Below are 17,186 nucleotides of genomic sequence, written 5' to 3'. Positions count from 1 at the left end.
ACGTCCCGCCACGGTCTTCGTGTTATTCCTCTATTCCCTTGGTGCCGCGCCGCTTCAGATAGGCGTCCCAGTAGAAGTCGTCGGCATTGTCCTTGGTGACGACGGCGAAGCCATTGTCGACCACCGGCAGGCCCATCGGGTTGTAGCCGGCGCGCTTGTAGTCGTTCATCGGATCGATGAGCTCGGGATGCGCCGCCATGTAGAGCAGCATGAAGCCCATATAGCCCTGCATGCCCTGGTTGGGATTGATCGCCCCATAGACCTGGCCCTGCTTGATCATGTCGAGGATCTTGCCGTTCACATCGGCATTCATCACCTTGATCTTGCCGCCGAGCTCCTGGGCGGCCTGCGCCGCGCCGAGCGCCGAATTGGCTTCCGGCATGAACAGCGCGCCGAGATCGGGATGCGCCTGGGCCATGGTGAGCACCGCATTATAGGCCTTTGTCGGGTCCTGGTTCGAGGCGGCGCGGGCAACAAGCTTGATGTCCGGATGTTTTTCTTCCATGCGCGCAATGAAGGCGGCGACGCGCTTGTCGTGATTGTCCTGTCCGGGATTCTCCAGGATGCCAAATTCGCCCTTGCCCCCCAGTGCCGCGGCGATCACGTCGGCGGCATAGGCGCCCTCGCGATTGTTGTCGGAGGTGACATAGGAGATCCGCTTGCTGTTGGGCGAGTCGGCCGCGAAAGTGACCACCGGCACGCCGGAGTCGACCGCCCGGTTGATCGGTTCGATGAACGGATCGGAATTCATCGGATGGACGAGGATTCCGGCCGGCTTCTTGGCCAGCACCTGGTCGAAACTGGCAATTTGCTTGTTCACGTCATATTCGGGCGTGCCGGTATAGGCTGTCTTGCAGCCCATCGATTGGGCAGCCTGCTTGAACATTTCATAGACCGGGAACCAGTATTCGACGCCCGAGACCATCACATTCATGTAATAGGTCTCGCCGTCCTTGCAGCGGAAGCGATCGGCACTTTCCTCGGCCTGCAACTGCGTTGCCGAGAGCACGACCCCGGCGGCGAGTGCCGCGATGAGCGACTTTATATGCATTCTTTCCTCCCAAGACCTGCATGCACGCCATTCGGCCGCATGCCTGTGGTTGACTGAAATAAATTTCAATAGATGATATTTATTTCTCTCAAGAATTAATCGCGGTTCTGCAGCGAGTCAAGCTGCTTCGCGAAGCCACATGCTTCGGGAGATCACGTTGGATCGGGGACGGAAAATTGCTGGATCAGGCGAGGGACCCTGTGCGCCTGAGATCAGGCTTCCAGCACGTCCCTCAGCACCAGGGCATGATTGCGCTCGGCATCGGCGGCCGCATAAAGGAGTGTCGCGCGGCGCCGGGCGATCCTCGCCTTCAGCTCCGCCAGCATGGCTTCATGCTGCCGCAGCTCCGCCAGATAGCGCTTGCGGAACTCGCCCCATTGGCTGGTGTCGCGGTGGAACCATTGCCGGAGCTCGGTGGACGGCGCGATTTCCTTGGCCCACAGATCGATCAGGGCGCGCTCCTTGGAGATGCCGCGCGGCCACAGACGGTCGACCAGGATACGCATGCCGTCGGACGCTGCGGGCTCGTCATATATGCGCTTGATCTGGATGGTGGGCATGGCGCGCAGTCTGGAGGCGGTCCCTTCCCCAGTCAATCCGGACCGGCGCAATTGAAATGGCCCTGCCCGGATCCAGGCAGGGCCGTCCTCACCACTCGACCGGCATTATTCTCGTGGCTGCGTTCAGGGGAAGCGCAGCCAGGTGCCAACGAACACCTCGAGACTGTCGTCATCGACCGCGCGGATGCCGTCATCGTCGATGAGCGCATCCTTGAAGTCGATATAGGTGGCGCCGGCGCCGAGCGTCACCTGGCTCACCGGATCCCAATAGACGCCGCCGCCGATGCCGAGCGCCTCGCCCGCCTCGTCATAGTCCTCATAGCCGACACCGAGCTCGATACGGGTGTCTTCCGAGAGATTGGCAAGGATGCCGGCACTGCCCGCCCAGAAACCTTCATCGGCGGTGATCGGCGAAAGATTGGCGGCATAGGAGCTGGTGCCCTCGCCGACGACCGCCGCCGCGAGGAGCTGGAAGCTCTCGGTGAGGCCGACCGCGACGCCGCCGCCCAATGCCCAATCGTCATTATCGCCGAAATCGTCGGATTGCCACAGCCCGACGACCTGGCCGGTGAGATTGTCGGTGGAATACATCGCATAGCCCTGCACCACCGGCACGTCGCTGTCGCCGAACTGGTCGCGATCGGCATCCTCGAGCGCGATCGCGAAGGACAGCGGGCCGTCCGAATAGGTCAGGCGCATCTGCTCATTATAGGGATTGGACGGTCCGAAAGTACGGGTCGGCGCGGTGGCGGCAAGCCAGTCCCAGCTCGTCTGCAGCACCGCGGTGTTGTCGTTATATCCCGCCATCAGCTCCCAGTTGGGCGCGAATTTCCACCAGCCATAGGCCTTGTTGACGCGGGCCTCTTCGGAATAGTCCGAGAAATCCCCGCCGCCGCTGGTCTGGAAGCGGAAATAGCCGCCGACCTCGCCGACCGCGGTATCGGCCTTGCCTCTCACGACGAGACGGCCGCGGACATTGATGTCGGCATTGTCGTCATCCTCGAAATCCGAATAGAGCAAGGCGGTGCGGATCTCGCCCGACACCGAGACTTCCGCCGCGGGCGCGGCATCCGCCGTCGGCAGTACCGAGAGCGTGAAGCCCTGGTCCGCGCGGGCCCTGTCGGCGCTGCGCTCGGGCAGGGCGCTCTCGAAATTGCCCTGGCCGCCGCGGATCGACAACAGGCTGTAGCCCGACGGCATCGACGCCTGCGGCTGCGCCTCGAGCTCCGATACCCGCGACTGCAAGGCTTCGATCTCGGCCTTGAGCGCGCCGAGATCGTCGGCGTGCGCCATGCCGGCGGTCGCCATTACGGCCCCTCCCGCCAGAAGCATGAATTTCATTGCCTTCATTTTCAGAGTCTCCTTCACGACAGGCATACCTGTTGTGATTTTGATACATTGAATCGGAACGATGGGATATTGATCCGCATGAGAACGGATTACAATTCGTCGAGGCCTGCAGGGGAGAGATTAATTTTCTCTGTGCGATTCCTGTAACAGGAACCGCGAGGTGACTTGGTTATCCCGGATGGTCCTGTCGTCGTGTCACCAGGGGCCGGAACGGCTCTGCGTCAAGCATTATTCCGCTTACGGACGATATTGGATACGGACGCGGTATTTCTCATGAGGAGGTCCGAGGTGCCGTTGAAATGGGATGCCAAACGCAAAGGCCCCCGCTGCGGGTGCAGCGGGGGCCCTTCATAGGGGATCGGAACTCAGGACCCGGAAGTGGGAACGACCGGAACTAGGTTACAATCCGTATCTTGCGATTACGGGAAGCGCAGCCAGGTGCCGAAGAACACCTGGAGGCTGTCGTCGTTCGGGGCATCGACGATGTCGACGGCCGCCACCGCGGTGTTCGGGTCGACCACGCCGAAATCCTTGGTGTCGTCGCGATCGATATAGGTCGCGCCGACGCCGAGAGTGACCTGGCTGACCGGATCCCAGTAGACGCCGCCGCCGAAGCCAAGCGCGGTTCCGGCATTGTCATAGTCCTCATAGCCGACGCCCAGCTCGAGACGGGTGTCTTCCGAGAGGTTGGCCAGGAGACCGACGGACCCCGCCCAGAACTCCTCGTCAGCCGTCAGCGGGCCGACATTGTCGGCATAGGAGGACGTGCCTTCGCCATAGACGGCGCCGGCCGTCAGCTGGAAGCCCTCGGTGATGCCGATCGTCGCACCGCCGCCGATCGCCCAATCGAGATCGTCGCCGATGTCGTCATCCTGCACCAGGCCGGCCAGCTGGGCCGTGAAGCTGTCGGTCGAATACATGACATAGCCCTGCACCGCCGGCAGGTCCGAGGTATCCGCAGACGAGGCCGTCGCGATATCGTCGATCAGCCCGTCGCCATCCGTGTCGACGCCGCCGGCCACGCTGCCGCTGTCGGGATCTTCAAGCGCGATCGCGAAGGAGAGCGGACCGGACGTATAGGTCAGCCGGATCTGCTCGTTGGCGGGGTTCGACGGGCCGAAGGAAAGCGTCGGTCCGGTCGCCGCCAGCCAGTCCCAACCCACCTGCAGGGCACCGGTGTTGTCGTTGTAGCCGGCCATCAGCTCCCAATTCGGAGAGAACTTCCACCAGCCATAGGCTTTGTTGATCTTGGCGGACTCGTTATAGTCCGAGAAGTCGCCGCCGCCATTGGCCTGCAGACGGAAATAGCCGCCCACTTCGCCGACCGCGGTGTCGGCCTTGCCCTTGATGAAGATACGGCCGCGGACATTGATGTCGACATTGTCGTCGTCCGACTCGTCGAAGTCGCTGTAGAGCAAGGCGGTGCGGATTTCACCCGACACCGACACTTCCGCCGCCGGAGCGGCGTCGGCCGTCGGCAGGACCGACAGCGTGAAGCCCGAATTGTCACGCACCTTGTCGGCGTTGCGCTCGGCAACGACACCTTCATAGGTGCCCTGGCCATCGCGGATCGCCATGAGGCTGTAGCCCGACGGCATCGACGCCTCGGGCTGGACCTCGAGCTGGGTGACCCGCGACTGCAGGGCCTCGATCTGCGCCTTGAGAGCGCCGAGATCGTCGGCACGGGCAGCCGTGGCCGTCACGGCAAGCGCCGCACCGCCCAAGAGTGCCCACTTCATTGTCTTCATGTTGTTCTCCCTCAAAACAGCAACGCTCACTGTGTTTCGCTATTGCTACCAAGATGCCCGGATGGAGCATCGCCAACCCCCACTCAGTGAATCGAGGTCGGGACGATACTTATCCGAGGTGAGGGCGAATACAATCATGCGCGGCGCGGCGCGGCGCGATTAATTCCCGTTGTGCGCTTTTTGTAACAGGAACATCGATGTAACTTGGAGGCATCCGAACGGAGATATGCCCGCAGGTAAGTCGCAATGATGTTTTCCGTCACGTCACACGCAAGTCGAAATCGACATCATCCGCTTGCGGATTATCGGCTCGTCCACGGTGACATGGATGTAACCGTGGCGCACTGGCGCCGCGCCGCACGAAATCGTGATCGCCGCGCTACTGGCGCGTCGCTTGCGATTCGAATTCCACGCGCGCCGCTTCGAAATCGGCGCGGTATTCGATCGTCCAGTCCAGTATTTCCATGGCGAAATTCAGGAAACGCTGGCCGAGCTGCGTCAGGCTGTATTCGACGCGCGGCGGAACCACCGGATAGGCCTTGCGCAGAACCAGACCGTCGCGCTCGAGCTGCTTCAATGTGCGCGTCAGCACGCGCGACGATATCGGCCGCGCTCCTTCTATTTTCCGCTTCAACTCGGTGAAGCGGACGGGCTCGCCATTGATCATGTAGATGATGAGCACGCTCCACCGGTCGCCAAGGCGTGACAGGATCTCACGCGCAATGACGTATTTGTCATCACTTTCTTCCGCGCGCTTTGGTGACATTTATGTGCCTTCTTGTGCCCCGAATCTCATTTCATATATCTCACTGAAGATCTTGGCATATAGGGAGTTGGCGCCATGCTCACAATGGCGAATGAAGCAAAGCAGCTAAGCCGCGAAACGTTACAATGTGTTTCAGAGAACCGCGCCATCATCCGCGAGCTCCTTGATCATGTGGGCGACGAGCTGACGCTCAGGGTTACCTGGCGTCTCGCCGAAGCGCCGGCCGGACTGCGTGAGCTGCGCCGTCTTGTCGATGGAATTTCGCAGCGGAAGCTCACGCTTTCGCTGCGCCAGCTGATCCGCAATGGTCTCGCGGTGCGCCGGCACACCGAGACCTTTCCATCGCGGGCGGAATACAGCCTCACGCCGCTTGGCGTCATGTTTCTCGAGCAGGTGAAGGAGCTGGTGCGCTGGGTCGACGATCACGGCAAGGAAATCCAGTCCGCGCGCACCCGCTTCGAGAAGCGCAGCTACAAGTGGTTGGGTCTTACCGAGGCGCAGCTCTAGCATCGCGCACCTGCTCGCTCTCGTTACATTTTCTTAATCCGCCGCCGCCTGCGGACTGACTTCCATGCCGGGGAAGATCTTCTGCAGGTTTCCGACGATCACCTGGTCGCTTTCGGCGACGCCGCTGCGCACCGTGGCGAAGTCGCCGTCATTGTGACCGAGCGATACGAGCTTCTGCTCCACCTTGTTGCCGGCACCCACGACATAGACGAACTTGCCGAGCTGGCTCGAGCCGATCGCCGCCTGCGGCACCAGCAAGGCATCGGCCTCTTCTCCGACATGCAGCCTGATGCGGACATACTGGCCCGGCATCAAGGTGAGATCCGCATTGTCGAGCGTCGCGCGCGCCACGATGGTCCCGGTCGACTGGCTGATCGCATTGTCGAGGAAGGTCAGTTCGCCGCGGTAGCGGGCCGTGTCGCTGCCGGGCAGGAAGACATCGCCCGCCACGGCGCCCGATGCGCGCGCATTCTGGATCTCCTGCAGCTCCGTCTCGCTCGGATTGAAGGTGACATAGATGGGCTTCAGCTGGATCAGCGTGTTGAGCGGCGTTCCGGCCGAGGGGCTGATCAGCGTGCCGGTCGGCGCCTGGTTGCGGCCAAGCCGGCCGGCGAAGGGCGCGCGGATCTCCGTATAGGAGAGATTGAGCTCCGCCATGCGCAGGCTGGCGCGCGATATCGCGAGCGCCGCTTCCGCCTGGCGCACCGCGCTCAGGCGCTGGTCATGGCTGTCCTTGGCCAGATAGCCGCTATTGGCGAGCTTGTCGCCGCGATCGAGATTGGCGCGCAGATAGTCGAGCGAGGCCGCGTCGCGCTGAACTTGCGCCTTGGCCTGATCGAGAGCGGCCCGATAGTCGCGCTGGTCGATCGTATAGAGAAGGTCGCCTTCCCTGACATCGGCGCCGTCCGGCGCCGACTGCTTCTCCAGATAGCCCGGGACCTTCGCCTGCAGCGTGACATCGCGGACGGCCTCGGTGCGTGCCGAATAGTCGAGATAGATCGGGATCGTCTTCTTGACGATCTTCTTCACCGGCACCGGCAGCGCCGCCATGGCGGGGCTGGGCGCCGCGGCGCCGCTCTCCGGCTGGTTCCAGACCTGCAGATAGACCCCGGCCGCCGCGAGCGCGGCCATCAGGGTGACACCGAATCCGACTTTCCAAATGCGCATGGCCGATCCTAACCGCCCGCCGGGTCCGGCAGCGCCGGATGCTTGCGGGCTTCTTTGCTGGAGAGGGATTCCCGCCACTGCTCAATCACGGCATAGAAGACGGGAACGAAGATGAGGGTGAGCACGGTGGCGGCGAGCATGCCGCCGAACACCGCCGTGCCGATCGACTGCCGGCTTGCGGCGCCGGCACCAGAGGCCTTGAGCAGCGGCACCACGCCCAGGATGAAGGCGAAGGCGGTCATCAATATGGGCCTGAGCCGCAGGCGCGCGGCTTCCGCCGCGGCCGCGATGATGTCGAGCCCCTCCTCGCGCCGGCGCTTGGCGAATTCGATGATCAGGATGGCGTTCTTGGCGGCAAGCCCGATGAGCATCACGAAGCCGATCTGCGAATAGACGTCGATCTCCATGCCCCTGACCCAGATGGCGAACAGGGCGCCCAGCAATGCCAGCGGCACCGAGAGCAGCACCATGAAGGGCATCGACCAGCTTTCATATTGCGCGGCGAGAATGAGGAAGCAGAAGACGATGGCCAGGCCGAAGACCAGCGTGGCGATCGATCCGGCGCGGATCTCCTGATAGGTGATGCCGGTCCATTCGAAGGTGAAATCGCGCGGCAAAGCCTGCGCCGCCACCCGCTCCATCGCCGCGACCGCCTGGCCCGAGCTGTAGCCAGGCGCCGCCACGCCGTTGATGAGGGCGGCGCCATAGTTGTTGTAATGGGTGACGACTTCCGGACCGGTGACCGGCTTGAGCTCGCCCAGCGTGCTCAGCGGCACCATCTCGCCGGCGCTGTTGCGCACATAGAGGCGCGAGATGTCGGTGGCGGACGCCCTGGCATTCTGGTCGGCCTGCAACGTCACGCGGAAGGTGCGGCCGAACAGGTTGAGGTCGTTGATATAGAGCGAGCCCAGATAGATCTGCAGCGTGCTGAACACGTCGGGCAGGCTGAGCCCCAAGAGCTTCGCCTTGTTGCGGTCGAGGTCATAGACATATTGCGGCGTCGAGGTCGAGAAGGTGGTGAACAGCTGATAGGGATCGAGCTCCGGCTGCTTGCGCGCCTCGGCGAGCAGTGCCTGGGCCGCGTCGTTGAGCGCCTGGCTGCCGCGCCCCGCCAGGTCCTCGAGCTGGAATTCGAAGCCGCCCGTCACGCCCAGCCCCTGGATCGCCGGCGGCTCGATGGCGAAGACGATGGCATCGGGGATCTGCAGCAGCTTCGGACGCACCGCATTGACGATGTCGGTCGCCGTGAGGTTTGGCCGTTCGTCCCAGGCGGTCAGGATGCCGAAGACGATGCCGGTATTGGACTGCGCCGCATTGGTGAGGAAATTGAGCCCGGTGATGGCGCCGGTGATCTGCACGCCGGGCTCGGCCTCGATGATCCGCTGCACCCGCTTCGACACCGCTTCGGTGCGCGACAGGGCCGCGCCGTCGGGAAGCTGGACCAGAGCGAAGAAATAGCCCTGGTCCTCGATCGGCAGGAAGGTCGACTGGATGCGCAGCGACAGCATATAGGTGGCGACAAGCGCCAGCGCGAAGAGCCCGAGCAGCGCATAGCGCCAGCGCACGAAGCCGCGCACGCTGCTGGCATAGACATCGGCCAGCCAGTGGAAGCCCGAATTGAACCAGCGGAACAGGAAGAAGGTCATCTCGCCGCGATGGCGCAGGAAGGCGGCCGAGAGCGCCGGGCTCAGCGTCAGCGAGTTGAAGGCCGAGATGCCGACCGAGATGGCGACAGTGAGCGCGAACTGGTTGTAGAGGAGGCCGGAGACGCCCGGAATGAAGGCGACCGGCACGAACACGGCCATCAGCACCGCCGTGGTGGCGATGATCGGCCCGGTCACTTCCTGCATCGCCTTCTTCGCCGCTTCCAGGGGCGCGAGGCCCGCTTCCAGCTGGCGCTCGACATTCTCGACGACGACGATCGCGTCGTCGACCACGAGGCCGATGGCGAGCACCATGCCGAGCAGGCTCAGCATGTTGAGCGAGAAGCCGAGCAGGTACATGACGGTCAGCGTGGCGATCAGCGACACCGGGATGGCGATCGTCGGGATGACCGTGGTGCGCCAGTTCTGCAGGAAGATGAAGACGACCGCGACGACGAGGGCCAGCGCCTCGAGCAGCGTCACCACCACATCGCGCATCGCCGCCGACACGAAGCGCGTGGTGTCGTAGTTCATCCCATAGGCGATGCCCTTGGGAAAGCGCTTCGACAGCTCCTCCATCTTGCTCTTCACCTGGTTCTGCAGGTCGAGCGCATTGGAGCCGGGCGTCTGGAAGACTCCAAGCACCACCGTCTCCTTTTCGCCGAAGCGGCCGGAGGAGGAATATTGCAGGGCGCCGAGCTCGATCTTGGCCACATCGCGCAGGCGCACGATGGCGCCGTCGCGAAGGTCGGTGCGCAACACGATATCGCCGAACTGGTCGGGATCGGAAAGGCGTCCGACCGCATTGACCTGCATCTCGAAGGCGGTGCCCTGGGGCGCCGGCGACTGGCCGATCTTGCCGGCCGCCACCTGAACATTCTGCTCGGCGATGACATTCTGCACATCGACCGCGGTGATGCCGAGCTTGGCCATCCGGTCGGGATCGAGCCAGACGCGCATCGAATAGCGCCGCTCACCGAAGATCTGCACATCGCCGACGCCGGGCAGGCGCTTGATCTGGTCGAGCACCTGCAGATAGGCATAGTTGCTGAGCGTCACCGGATCGACCGAGCCGTCGGGCGAGGTCAGGTCGACGATCAGCACGAAATTGGGATTCTGCTTGACGACCGTGACGCCCGACTGGTTGACCAGCGCCGGCAGCGAGGAGGCGGCCTGCGACACGCGGTTCTGCACATCCATGGCGGCGGTGTCGAGCGAGTAGCCGACCTGGAAGGTGACGGTGATCCTGGCCGAGCCGTCATTGGAGCTGGTCGAGGACATATAGAGCATGCCCGGCACGCCATTGATCTGCTGCTCGAGCGGCGTCGTCACCGTGTCGGCGACGACCTGGGCGCTGGCACCCGGATAGCTGGCGCTGACCACGATCTGCGGCGGCGTCACATCCGGGAACTGCGAGACCGGCAGCAGGAAATAGCAGATGGCGCCGGCCAGCGTCATGATGATGGCGATGGCGGACGCGAAGATCGGGCGCTCGATGAAGAAGCCGATCATGCGGAACCTGATGTCAAAGGACCTGCTATGGATCGAGCCATTGGATATCCCGTCATCTTCTGGAGTGCTGCATGTCCGGAGAGCCCGGGCGGCCCTCTCGCTGCCGTCCGAGCCCTGTCCCCGGATCATTCCTGGCCATGATCGATCTGACTTGAAATCGACCGTGGTCATATGTTACTAGTCAGTCACACACTATGTTACCGGACAGTAACAGCTGTCAAGAGTAGAGTGATGGGACCCAGCGACGCGACCAGCCTGAAGCCCAGGGACCGCATTCTTGACGCGGCGCGCGACCTCTTCCGCAAGCACGGCATCAGGGGTGTCGGCGTCGATGCCATCGCCAGCGCCGCCGACAGCAACAAGATGACGCTGTACCGGCATTTCGGCTCCAAGGAGGATCTGATCGTCGCCTGCCTGCAGGCGGCGACGCGCGAATTCGACCAGTTCTGGGACGAGATTCGGGCCCGCCACCCCGACGATGCCGAAGCCCAGCTCGCCGACTGGATAGACCAGGTGGCGCGGGGCCTGCGCGAGGCGGTCGACTGCAATTGCGAGATGATCGCCGCCGCTTTTCAGCTGGTGCCGGATGACGGCTCGGCCCTCAAGGTCATCAACGACTTCAAATCCCGCCAGCGCGAGCGGCTGGCCGGGCTTTGCCGCGCGGCCGGCGTCGCCGATTATGAGCTGCTCACCACGACACTGGTCCTGCTGATCGAGGGCGCGCGCTCCAACCGCCAGAGCATGGGCGCCGAAGGCCCAAGCGCCCAATTCGCTTCCGTCGCCCATGCGACGGTGAAGCTGTTCAAGAGCAGGTAGCTCCCACAATCTCTTGCAGACATTTCTCCACTGCCGCGAGGGAGTCAGGGCTTACCTCGCCCCGCGTGAGCGGGGAAAATGAATTCGGTGTCGAACTCGTCCAATCATTTCCCCCTCTCCCGTCCGAAGGATGGGAGAGGGTGCCCGACCTTGCTCCGCCGAAGCGGAAGTTATCTGCTCTGTCGGGACGAAACCTCGGCTTCGCGAAGGCGAGAGGGCGGGTGAGGGCTCTTGTCACGTGCCCCAAAAGCACCGAGGTTCCGCGATAACGTTGGCATACACCTGAGCAGGTCGGACCGAAGAGCCCTCATCCGGCCTTCGGCCACCTTCTCCCATGCTGCGCACGGGCGAAGGGAAACCGAGGTGAGTTCTGAGTCTCGGTTGTCAAAGATAAGGTTATATCCCTGCTCTTGCGGGCATTCTACGAATGCCTCGCACTTTTTCCCCGGACAGCCCTGCGCTCACGCGGGGCGAGGGAAAAGGCCCAAGCGCCCAATTCGCTTCCGTCGCCCATGCGACGGTGAGGCTGTTCAGGACGCAGGCCGCGGGGCCCGCTACTTGATCCTGTTATAGGCGTCGGTGAAGCCTTCCAGCGACATGGGCAGTGTGACCGGCTTCTTGTCGAGATACTGGAAGGTTACGTTGAGCTTGCCGCCATTGAACAGCTGCTTGAGCAGCGTGTCTGAGATCGGGAAACCGACGAAGCATCCCGTCTGGTTGCAGGTTTGAAACGACTGGTTCTGCGTCATGTCGCCATCGACATCGACATTGACGCCGGCCGGCAGGAACAGGTTGAGCGGCAGCTGGATCATGGTGACGGGCTTGCGGGTTTCCGACGGCACCCGGATCGAAACAAGGCCGATCAGCTGCCCGTTCTCCTTGGCGATGGCGCGCTGTTCCATGGCGCATTCCTGCGGCTGGCCGCGTCCGGGAGAGGTGCAGCTCGCGATCCATGCCACGCGCGGCGGCTGAGCTTTTTGCGGCGCCGGCTGCGCCTGCTTCTGATCGGCCGGCTGCGTTGCCTCTTGCGCCGCCGCGTCGGCAACGCCTGCCGGCACCAGGCCGGCCAGAAGAACGGCAAGGCCGCTGAGGCGCGTGAATCGTCCCATCAAGGATACCCTTCCAGTAAGGTTGCGTCGCGGCATTTGAGCCTGTCCGTCGGCCGGATGCAACCGTCAGGATTCGAAGGGCGTCCGGTTCCAGTTCTTGTAGATGAGATAGCGCGCATTCTTCCGGCCGATGGCGCCGAACCATTGCGGACAGAACGGTCCCATCCAGATGACATCGCCGGCCGCGACCGGATACCAGGAATTGTCGAGCCGGTAGACACCGCCGCCATCGAGCATCAGCAGGCCATGCTCCATGAAATGCGTCTCGACATAATGCAGCGAGGCGCCGGGCGTGAAGCCCATGATATTGACCTCGCAATCGAAGCCGAGCTCTTCCGGCAGCAACTTCTGCAGCGGCAGATTCTCGTCGCCCTTGAGCCGCGCGACCGGCAGGCTGCGCGCATTGTTGATGACGGGACTGGGCGCCGGCGTCCCCGCGAGCGGCACATAGTTGCGCTCGATGACGATGATCCGGGCGCCGTTGGCCGAGGAGATGGTGTGCGCGCTGTTGGCGGGAAGATAGGCATAGCCTTCGACTGTCAGCTCATGCGCCTTGCCGTCGAGCGTCAGCTTAACCGCGCCATCAAGGACGAAGAAGAACCGCTCGATGCCGGAGGCGGGCGCCTGGCCCGAGGCGCCGGCCGCGACATCGACGAAATATTCGGTGAACTTCGCCCCCATTTGCGGCGCGATCACGATGATGATGCCGGAGCCGGGCCAGCCGGGCAGCGTCGTGCGCTCATGGCTGTCGGGGCAGATCAGGGCGTGGCGCTGGCCGACCGATGAGCGGGTTTCGCCGAGTGACTGTCGCATGATGACCTCTGGATTTCTCGCCTTGGGGGTAGTTCCTGGGCTGGGGAAAGTCAACTTCGGGCCTGGAATGATCGTGATCAGGGGTGCCTTGCGCCGTCCCCGACCGGCACGCTAACAATGCCGCATCATGGCCGATTATCTTTCGGAATCCGATCCGGGCACGCGCATCCTGCGCCGCTGCGATGAGCTTGCCGCCATCAGCCGGCCGGGCACGGGCGTCACCCGGCTCTATCTCACCGGCGAGCACCGCGCCGCCATGGAGCTCGTCTCGCGCTGGATGCGCGAGGCCGGCATGACGGTTCACACCGATCACGCCGCCAATGTCATCGGCCGCTATCCGCCTGCCGCCGGCGGCCGGAACGGCTCGCTCCTTCTCGGCTCCCATATCGACAGCGTGATCGACGCGGGCAAATATGACGGCCCGCTCGGCGTCATCGCCGCCATCGATTGCATCGCGGTCCTCAACGGCGAAGGCCGCCGCCTGCCCTTCGGCATCGAGATCCTCGCCTTTGGCGATGAGGAGGGAACGCGTTTCGGCACCACGCTGATCGGCAGCCGCGCCGTCGCCGGCACGCTGACGCCTCAGGATCTGGCGATCAGGGACAAGGACAATATCTCGGTCGAGACAGCGCTCAGGACCTTCGGCCTCGATCCCAACGCCCTTGCCTCGGCGGCGCGCAGCCCCGGCGACGTGCTGGCTTATGTGGAGCTCCATATCGAGCAGGGTCCGGTCCTCGAAGGCGAGGATTTGCCGGTCGGCGTCGTGACCGCGATCAACGCCCAGACCCGCAAGGTGGTGACGCTCAAGAGCGAGGCCAATCACGCCGGCACCGTGCCGATGCGCCTGCGCCACGATCCGTTCCTCGCCGCCGCCGAGATCGCGCTGGCGCTCGAAAAGACCGCTTCCGGCATTCCCGATGCCGTCGGCACCGTCGGCCAGGTCGATGTGCGGCCGGGCGCTTCCAATGTGATCCCCGGCAGCGTCACCATGAGCCTCGACATGCGCGCGCGCACCGATGCCCTGCTGCGCCGGCTCACCGCGGCGATGGACGGCGAGATCGAGCGCATCGCGCAAGCGCGCGGCGTCGGCCTCGAGGTCGAGCCGATGCTCGAGACCAAGGCGGCGCCCTGCTCGCCCGGCCTGATCGGCCAGCTCGACCGCGCCATTGGCGGAAGCGGCATCAAGCCGTTGCATCTGCCGAGCGGCGCCGGCCATGACGGCATGGCGATGAACGCGCTCGGCCCCATTGCCATGCTGTTCGTGCGCTGCAAGGGCGGCGTCAGCCACTCGCCGCTCGAATCGGTGACGGCCGGGGACGTCACCATCGCCGCCAATGTGCTGCGCGATTTCATTATAGGCTTCGATCCAGAGAAATCATGACCGACACGACTGAGACAACACTGACCGCGCTTGCCGGGCGGGCGCCGGTCTTTTCCACGACCGATGCCGCGCGGATCGCCCGCGACCTCTATGGCGCCGAGGGACCGATGCGGGCGCTCGATGGCGAGCGCGACCAGAATTTCCATGTCGGCGGGGCCGATGGCGGCATCGTTCTCAAGATCATCGATCCGACCGAGGACCCCGATGTCGTCGATCTCCAGATCGCCGCCCTCCTTCATGTCGCCTCGGTCGACCCGTCACTTCCGGTGCCGCGCATCCTGCGCACCAGGACCGGCGAAGACCGGGCTGTCGTCAGGAGCCCGGACGGCACGCCGCATATTGTCCATGCCCTCTCCTTCCTCAAGGGCGATCTCCTGGAGAACCGGCCAGCCGGCGAGGATCTGCTGCGCGAGACCGGCCGGATGGTGGCGAGACTGGGCCTGACGATGCGGGGTTTCTTCCACAAGGCGGCGGACCGGCCTATCGCCTGGGATCCGCGCCAGGCCGTGGGCTTGCGCCGGCACACATCCCTCATCGCCGACCGGGAGACGCGCCAGCTGGTCGAGCTCGGCCTCGCCCGCTTCATCGCCCGCCTGCCTGATCTTCGGCGCCTGCGCGCCCAGCTGATTCATCATGACTGTCATCCGGGCAATATCCTCATCGATCCCGCCAATGAGAGCGTCAGCGGCCTGCTCGATTTCGGCGACATGATCCATGGTCCCCTCGTTTTCGATCTCGCCGTGACCGCGGCCGAGACTCATGGTGAAGGCTTGTCCGCTCTCGACTCCGCGGCAGCCGTCATCGCGGGCTATCGCGACATCACCGCGCTCGAGGATGCCGAATATGCGGCCCTCTATGACACGATGCTCGCCCGCCATGCGGTGACGCTGGCCATCCATGCCTGGCGGGGGCGCCATGCGCCGGAATCGGCCGACAAGCTCGCCCGCTATTGCGCCACCAACACACCCTCCCTTGCCGAGCTGGTGAAGGCCGGTCCGGAAAAATCGCTGGCCGCCTTCCGGCGGAAGCCTGGCGCGGCATCGACCCGCAGCCTGATCGCCCGCCGCATGTCGGCGCTGGGCAAGGAGCTCGAGCTCACTTATGCGAAGCCGGTTCATGCCATCAAGGGCGAGGGCGTCTTCCTGTGGGAGCCGGACGGCACCAGGCTGCTCGATTGCTATAATAATGTGCCCTCGGTGGGCCATGCCCAGCCCGATGTCGCCGCGGCCATCGCCCGCCAGGCGGCCGAGATCTGCTCCAACACCCGCTATCTGCATGAGACCGTCGTCGCCTATGCCGAGCGGCTGATCCGCACCATGCCTGCGGGGCTCGACCGCTGCCTGTTCGTCAACAGCGGCAGCGAGGCCAATGACGCGGCCTGGCGCATCGCCAAGGCGGTGACCGGCAGGACCGGCGCCATCATCATCGCCAATGCCTATCATGGCATCACCGACGCAACGGCAGCGCTCTCGCCCTATTCGGGTCCCCTCGCTCTTCCCTCGCCGCCCTATGTGGAAACCATCGAGCCGCCCGACATGTATCGCGGCCGCTTCCGCGACGATCCCGATGCCGCGAGGCTCTATGCCGCGGATGTCGATCGCGCCATTGCCGCTCTGTTGGCACGCGGTCATGGCGTTGCCGCCTTTTATATAGATTCCGCCTTCTGCGCCCATGGCATTCTCGATGCGCCGCAGGGCTGGCTCCCGGCTGTGGCCGAAAGGATTCGCGCCGCGGGCGGCCTCATCGTCGCCGATGAGGTGCAGTCCGGTTTCGGCCGCATGGGCGAGGCCTTCTGGGGCGTGGCGCGCCAGGGCGTGGTTCCCGACTTCATCACCTCGGGCAAGCCGATGGCCAATGGCCATCCGGTCGGTGTGGTCGTGACGACCGAGGCCATCCTCTCGGGCTTCGCGCGCCGCGTCGATTTCTTCTCGACCTTCGGCGGCAATCCGGTCTCGGCCGCGGCAGCCCTTGCCACGCTCGACGTGATCGAGCGCGACAGGTTGCAGGACAACTGCCTGAAGACCGGCACTTATTTCCGCGGCCGCATCGAGGCGCTGATGCAGCGTCACGGCGCGATCGGCGAGGTGCGCGGCGCGGGCCTGATGACCGGCGTCGATATTGTCGGCGATCGCATCACGCGCGAAGCCGCACCCAGGGAAGCGCGGCGCATCGCCAACCGCATGCGCGAGCGGGGCGTCCTGGTCGGCATCGACGGGCCGCTCGGCAATGTCCTGAAGGTGCGTCCGCCGATGCCTTTCAAGCCGGAGCATGCCGACATCGCCGTCGCCGTCATGGATGAGGCGATGGAGGCTGGTTGAAGGCCGCCGGGACATCGCGCTTGCAATTGCGGGCGAAGCTGATGCAGTTGGGAAATGCCAGGCTGGAAGAGTGCCTGTCCCGTCGACAAGGCGGCGGGACTCACCCATGTTTCTAGGACTTTAGGCCTCGGCGGGCACGTTCCTGATCCGCGGCCGTCAATTCCCTGCTCCGCGAGGGACACGGGCGCCAACCCTTTGATTTTGCTCAGGGCGGATCGCGATTTATGAAATTCCCTGTAATTCCCTGTAAATCCCTGTATCCGCTCCCGACAAGGCCGCAGAAGGCTCAGGAAACATTACCCAGGCCTGTCAATAGACCACTCGTAATTCATTACTGAGTCAGAAGGTCACGGACTAAAGTCTCAGAGAATCAGTTAGTTGTGGGATTCCTGTCGAATGGAGGCTGCGATGGATCTCCGAGGAACTAACGACAGTGAGTCTCGAT

Annotated in this window: 13 protein-coding genes; 4 read left to right on the top strand and 9 right to left on the bottom strand. The window is 63.9% G+C overall.

What is annotated here, in order from left to right; genetic code table 11:
- Nucleotides 1-22 precede the first annotated feature (22 nt).
- The 5 genes from DT068_RS00065 to DT068_RS00045 form a co-directional block, all read right to left on the bottom strand.
- Complete coding sequence (locus DT068_RS00065; protein ID WP_119387732.1) at nucleotides 23-1,051, bottom strand: substrate-binding domain-containing protein; 1,029 nt, start codon at nucleotides 1,049-1,051, stop codon at nucleotides 23-25.
- Nucleotides 1,052-1,263: 212 nt separating this feature from the next.
- Complete coding sequence (locus tag DT068_RS00060; protein WP_119387731.1) at nucleotides 1,264-1,611, bottom strand: DUF488 domain-containing protein; 348 nt, start codon at nucleotides 1,609-1,611, stop codon at nucleotides 1,264-1,266.
- 123 nt (nucleotides 1,612-1,734) lie between these two features.
- Nucleotides 1,735-2,961, bottom strand: coding sequence for a hypothetical protein (locus DT068_RS00055; protein ID WP_162913914.1), 1,227 nt, complete (start codon nucleotides 2,959-2,961; stop codon nucleotides 1,735-1,737).
- A 419-nt stretch (nucleotides 2,962-3,380) separates the two neighbouring features.
- Nucleotides 3,381-4,709: a porin family protein gene (locus tag DT068_RS00050; RefSeq protein WP_119387729.1), complete on the bottom strand. Its 1,329-nt coding sequence runs from the start codon at nucleotides 4,707-4,709 to the stop codon at nucleotides 3,381-3,383.
- A gap of 379 nt (nucleotides 4,710-5,088) precedes the next feature.
- Complete coding sequence (locus DT068_RS00045; RefSeq protein WP_119387728.1) at nucleotides 5,089-5,475, bottom strand: winged helix-turn-helix transcriptional regulator; 387 nt, start codon at nucleotides 5,473-5,475, stop codon at nucleotides 5,089-5,091.
- Nucleotides 5,476-5,550: 75 nt separating this feature from the next.
- On the opposite strand from DT068_RS00045, the gene DT068_RS00040 reads away from it, so the two are divergent.
- Entirely contained in the window at nucleotides 5,551-5,982 is a 432-nt protein-coding gene (locus tag DT068_RS00040; protein ID WP_119387727.1) for a winged helix-turn-helix transcriptional regulator, read from the top strand.
- A 33-nt stretch (nucleotides 5,983-6,015) separates the two neighbouring features.
- Here DT068_RS00040 and DT068_RS00035 read toward each other — a convergent pair whose 3' ends face one another.
- Together DT068_RS00035 and DT068_RS00030 are read right to left on the bottom strand one after the other, a co-directional pair.
- Nucleotides 6,016-7,149, bottom strand: coding sequence for an efflux RND transporter periplasmic adaptor subunit (locus DT068_RS00035; protein ID WP_119387726.1), 1,134 nt, complete (start codon nucleotides 7,147-7,149; stop codon nucleotides 6,016-6,018).
- An 8-nt stretch (nucleotides 7,150-7,157) separates the two neighbouring features.
- Complete coding sequence (locus tag DT068_RS00030; protein ID WP_119387725.1) at nucleotides 7,158-10,304, bottom strand: efflux RND transporter permease subunit; 3,147 nt, start codon at nucleotides 10,302-10,304, stop codon at nucleotides 7,158-7,160.
- 231 nt (nucleotides 10,305-10,535) lie between these two features.
- Between DT068_RS00030 and DT068_RS00025 the strand changes: the two genes are divergently transcribed.
- Nucleotides 10,536-11,120, top strand: coding sequence for a TetR/AcrR family transcriptional regulator (locus DT068_RS00025; RefSeq protein ID WP_119387724.1), 585 nt, complete (start codon nucleotides 10,536-10,538; stop codon nucleotides 11,118-11,120).
- Between the two features lie 554 nt (nucleotides 11,121-11,674).
- Here the strand turns inward: DT068_RS00025 and DT068_RS00020 are convergent.
- Both DT068_RS00020 and allE read right to left on the bottom strand, forming a co-directional pair.
- Nucleotides 11,675-12,229: an invasion associated locus B family protein gene (locus tag DT068_RS00020; RefSeq protein ID WP_162913913.1), complete on the bottom strand. Its 555-nt coding sequence runs from the start codon at nucleotides 12,227-12,229 to the stop codon at nucleotides 11,675-11,677.
- Nucleotides 12,230-12,295: 66 nt separating this feature from the next.
- Nucleotides 12,296-13,042: a (S)-ureidoglycine aminohydrolase gene (gene allE / locus DT068_RS00015; protein ID WP_119387722.1), complete on the bottom strand. Its 747-nt coding sequence runs from the start codon at nucleotides 13,040-13,042 to the stop codon at nucleotides 12,296-12,298.
- 127 nt (nucleotides 13,043-13,169) lie between these two features.
- Here allE and DT068_RS00010 point away from each other — a divergent pair, with 127 nt between their 5' ends.
- Both DT068_RS00010 and DT068_RS00005 read left to right on the top strand, forming a co-directional pair.
- Entirely contained in the window at nucleotides 13,170-14,423 is a 1,254-nt protein-coding gene (locus tag DT068_RS00010; RefSeq protein WP_119387721.1) for an allantoate amidohydrolase, read from the top strand.
- Nucleotides 14,420-16,741, top strand: coding sequence for an aminotransferase class III-fold pyridoxal phosphate-dependent enzyme (locus tag DT068_RS00005; protein ID WP_119387720.1), 2,322 nt, complete (start codon nucleotides 14,420-14,422; stop codon nucleotides 16,739-16,741). Before DT068_RS00010 ends, DT068_RS00005 begins: the two co-directional genes overlap by 4 nt.
- Nucleotides 16,742-17,186 lie beyond the last annotated feature (445 nt).

Origin of the sequence: Taklimakanibacter lacteus, from assembly GCA_003576695.1 — a bacterium.
Taxonomy (GTDB): domain Bacteria; phylum Pseudomonadota; class Alphaproteobacteria; order Rhizobiales; family Aestuariivirgaceae; genus Taklimakanibacter; species Taklimakanibacter lacteus.
This window is presented reverse-complemented; position numbering and strand designations above follow the sequence as displayed.

Bases quoted from the DNA above. Each gene is read 5' to 3' on its own strand.
- allE (WP_119387722.1), bottom strand. From the start codon at position 13,042: ATGCGACAGTCACTCGGCGAAACCCGCTCATCGGTCGGCCAGCGCCAC.
- DT068_RS00060 (WP_119387731.1), bottom strand. From the start codon at position 1,611: ATGCCCACCATCCAGATCAAGCGCATATATGACGAGCCCGCAGCGTCC.
- DT068_RS00005 (WP_119387720.1), top strand. From the start codon at position 14,420: ATGACCGACACGACTGAGACAACACTGACCGCGCTTGCCGGGCGGGCG.
- DT068_RS00010 (WP_119387721.1), top strand. From the start codon at position 13,170: ATGGCCGATTATCTTTCGGAATCCGATCCGGGCACGCGCATCCTGCGC.
- DT068_RS00045 (WP_119387728.1), bottom strand. From the start codon at position 5,475: ATGTCACCAAAGCGCGCGGAAGAAAGTGATGACAAATACGTCATTGCG.
- DT068_RS00035 (WP_119387726.1), bottom strand. From the start codon at position 7,149: ATGCGCATTTGGAAAGTCGGATTCGGTGTCACCCTGATGGCCGCGCTC.
- DT068_RS00030 (WP_119387725.1), bottom strand. From the start codon at position 10,304: ATGATCGGCTTCTTCATCGAGCGCCCGATCTTCGCGTCCGCCATCGCC.
- DT068_RS00040 (WP_119387727.1), top strand. From the start codon at position 5,551: ATGCTCACAATGGCGAATGAAGCAAAGCAGCTAAGCCGCGAAACGTTA.
- DT068_RS00025 (WP_119387724.1), top strand. From the start codon at position 10,536: ATGGGACCCAGCGACGCGACCAGCCTGAAGCCCAGGGACCGCATTCTT.
- DT068_RS00055 (WP_162913914.1), bottom strand. From the start codon at position 2,961: ATGAAGGCAATGAAATTCATGCTTCTGGCGGGAGGGGCCGTAATGGCG.
- DT068_RS00020 (WP_162913913.1), bottom strand. From the start codon at position 12,229: ATGGGACGATTCACGCGCCTCAGCGGCCTTGCCGTTCTTCTGGCCGGC.
- DT068_RS00065 (WP_119387732.1), bottom strand. From the start codon at position 1,051: ATGCATATAAAGTCGCTCATCGCGGCACTCGCCGCCGGGGTCGTGCTC.
- DT068_RS00050 (WP_119387729.1), bottom strand. From the start codon at position 4,709: ATGAAGACAATGAAGTGGGCACTCTTGGGCGGTGCGGCGCTTGCCGTG.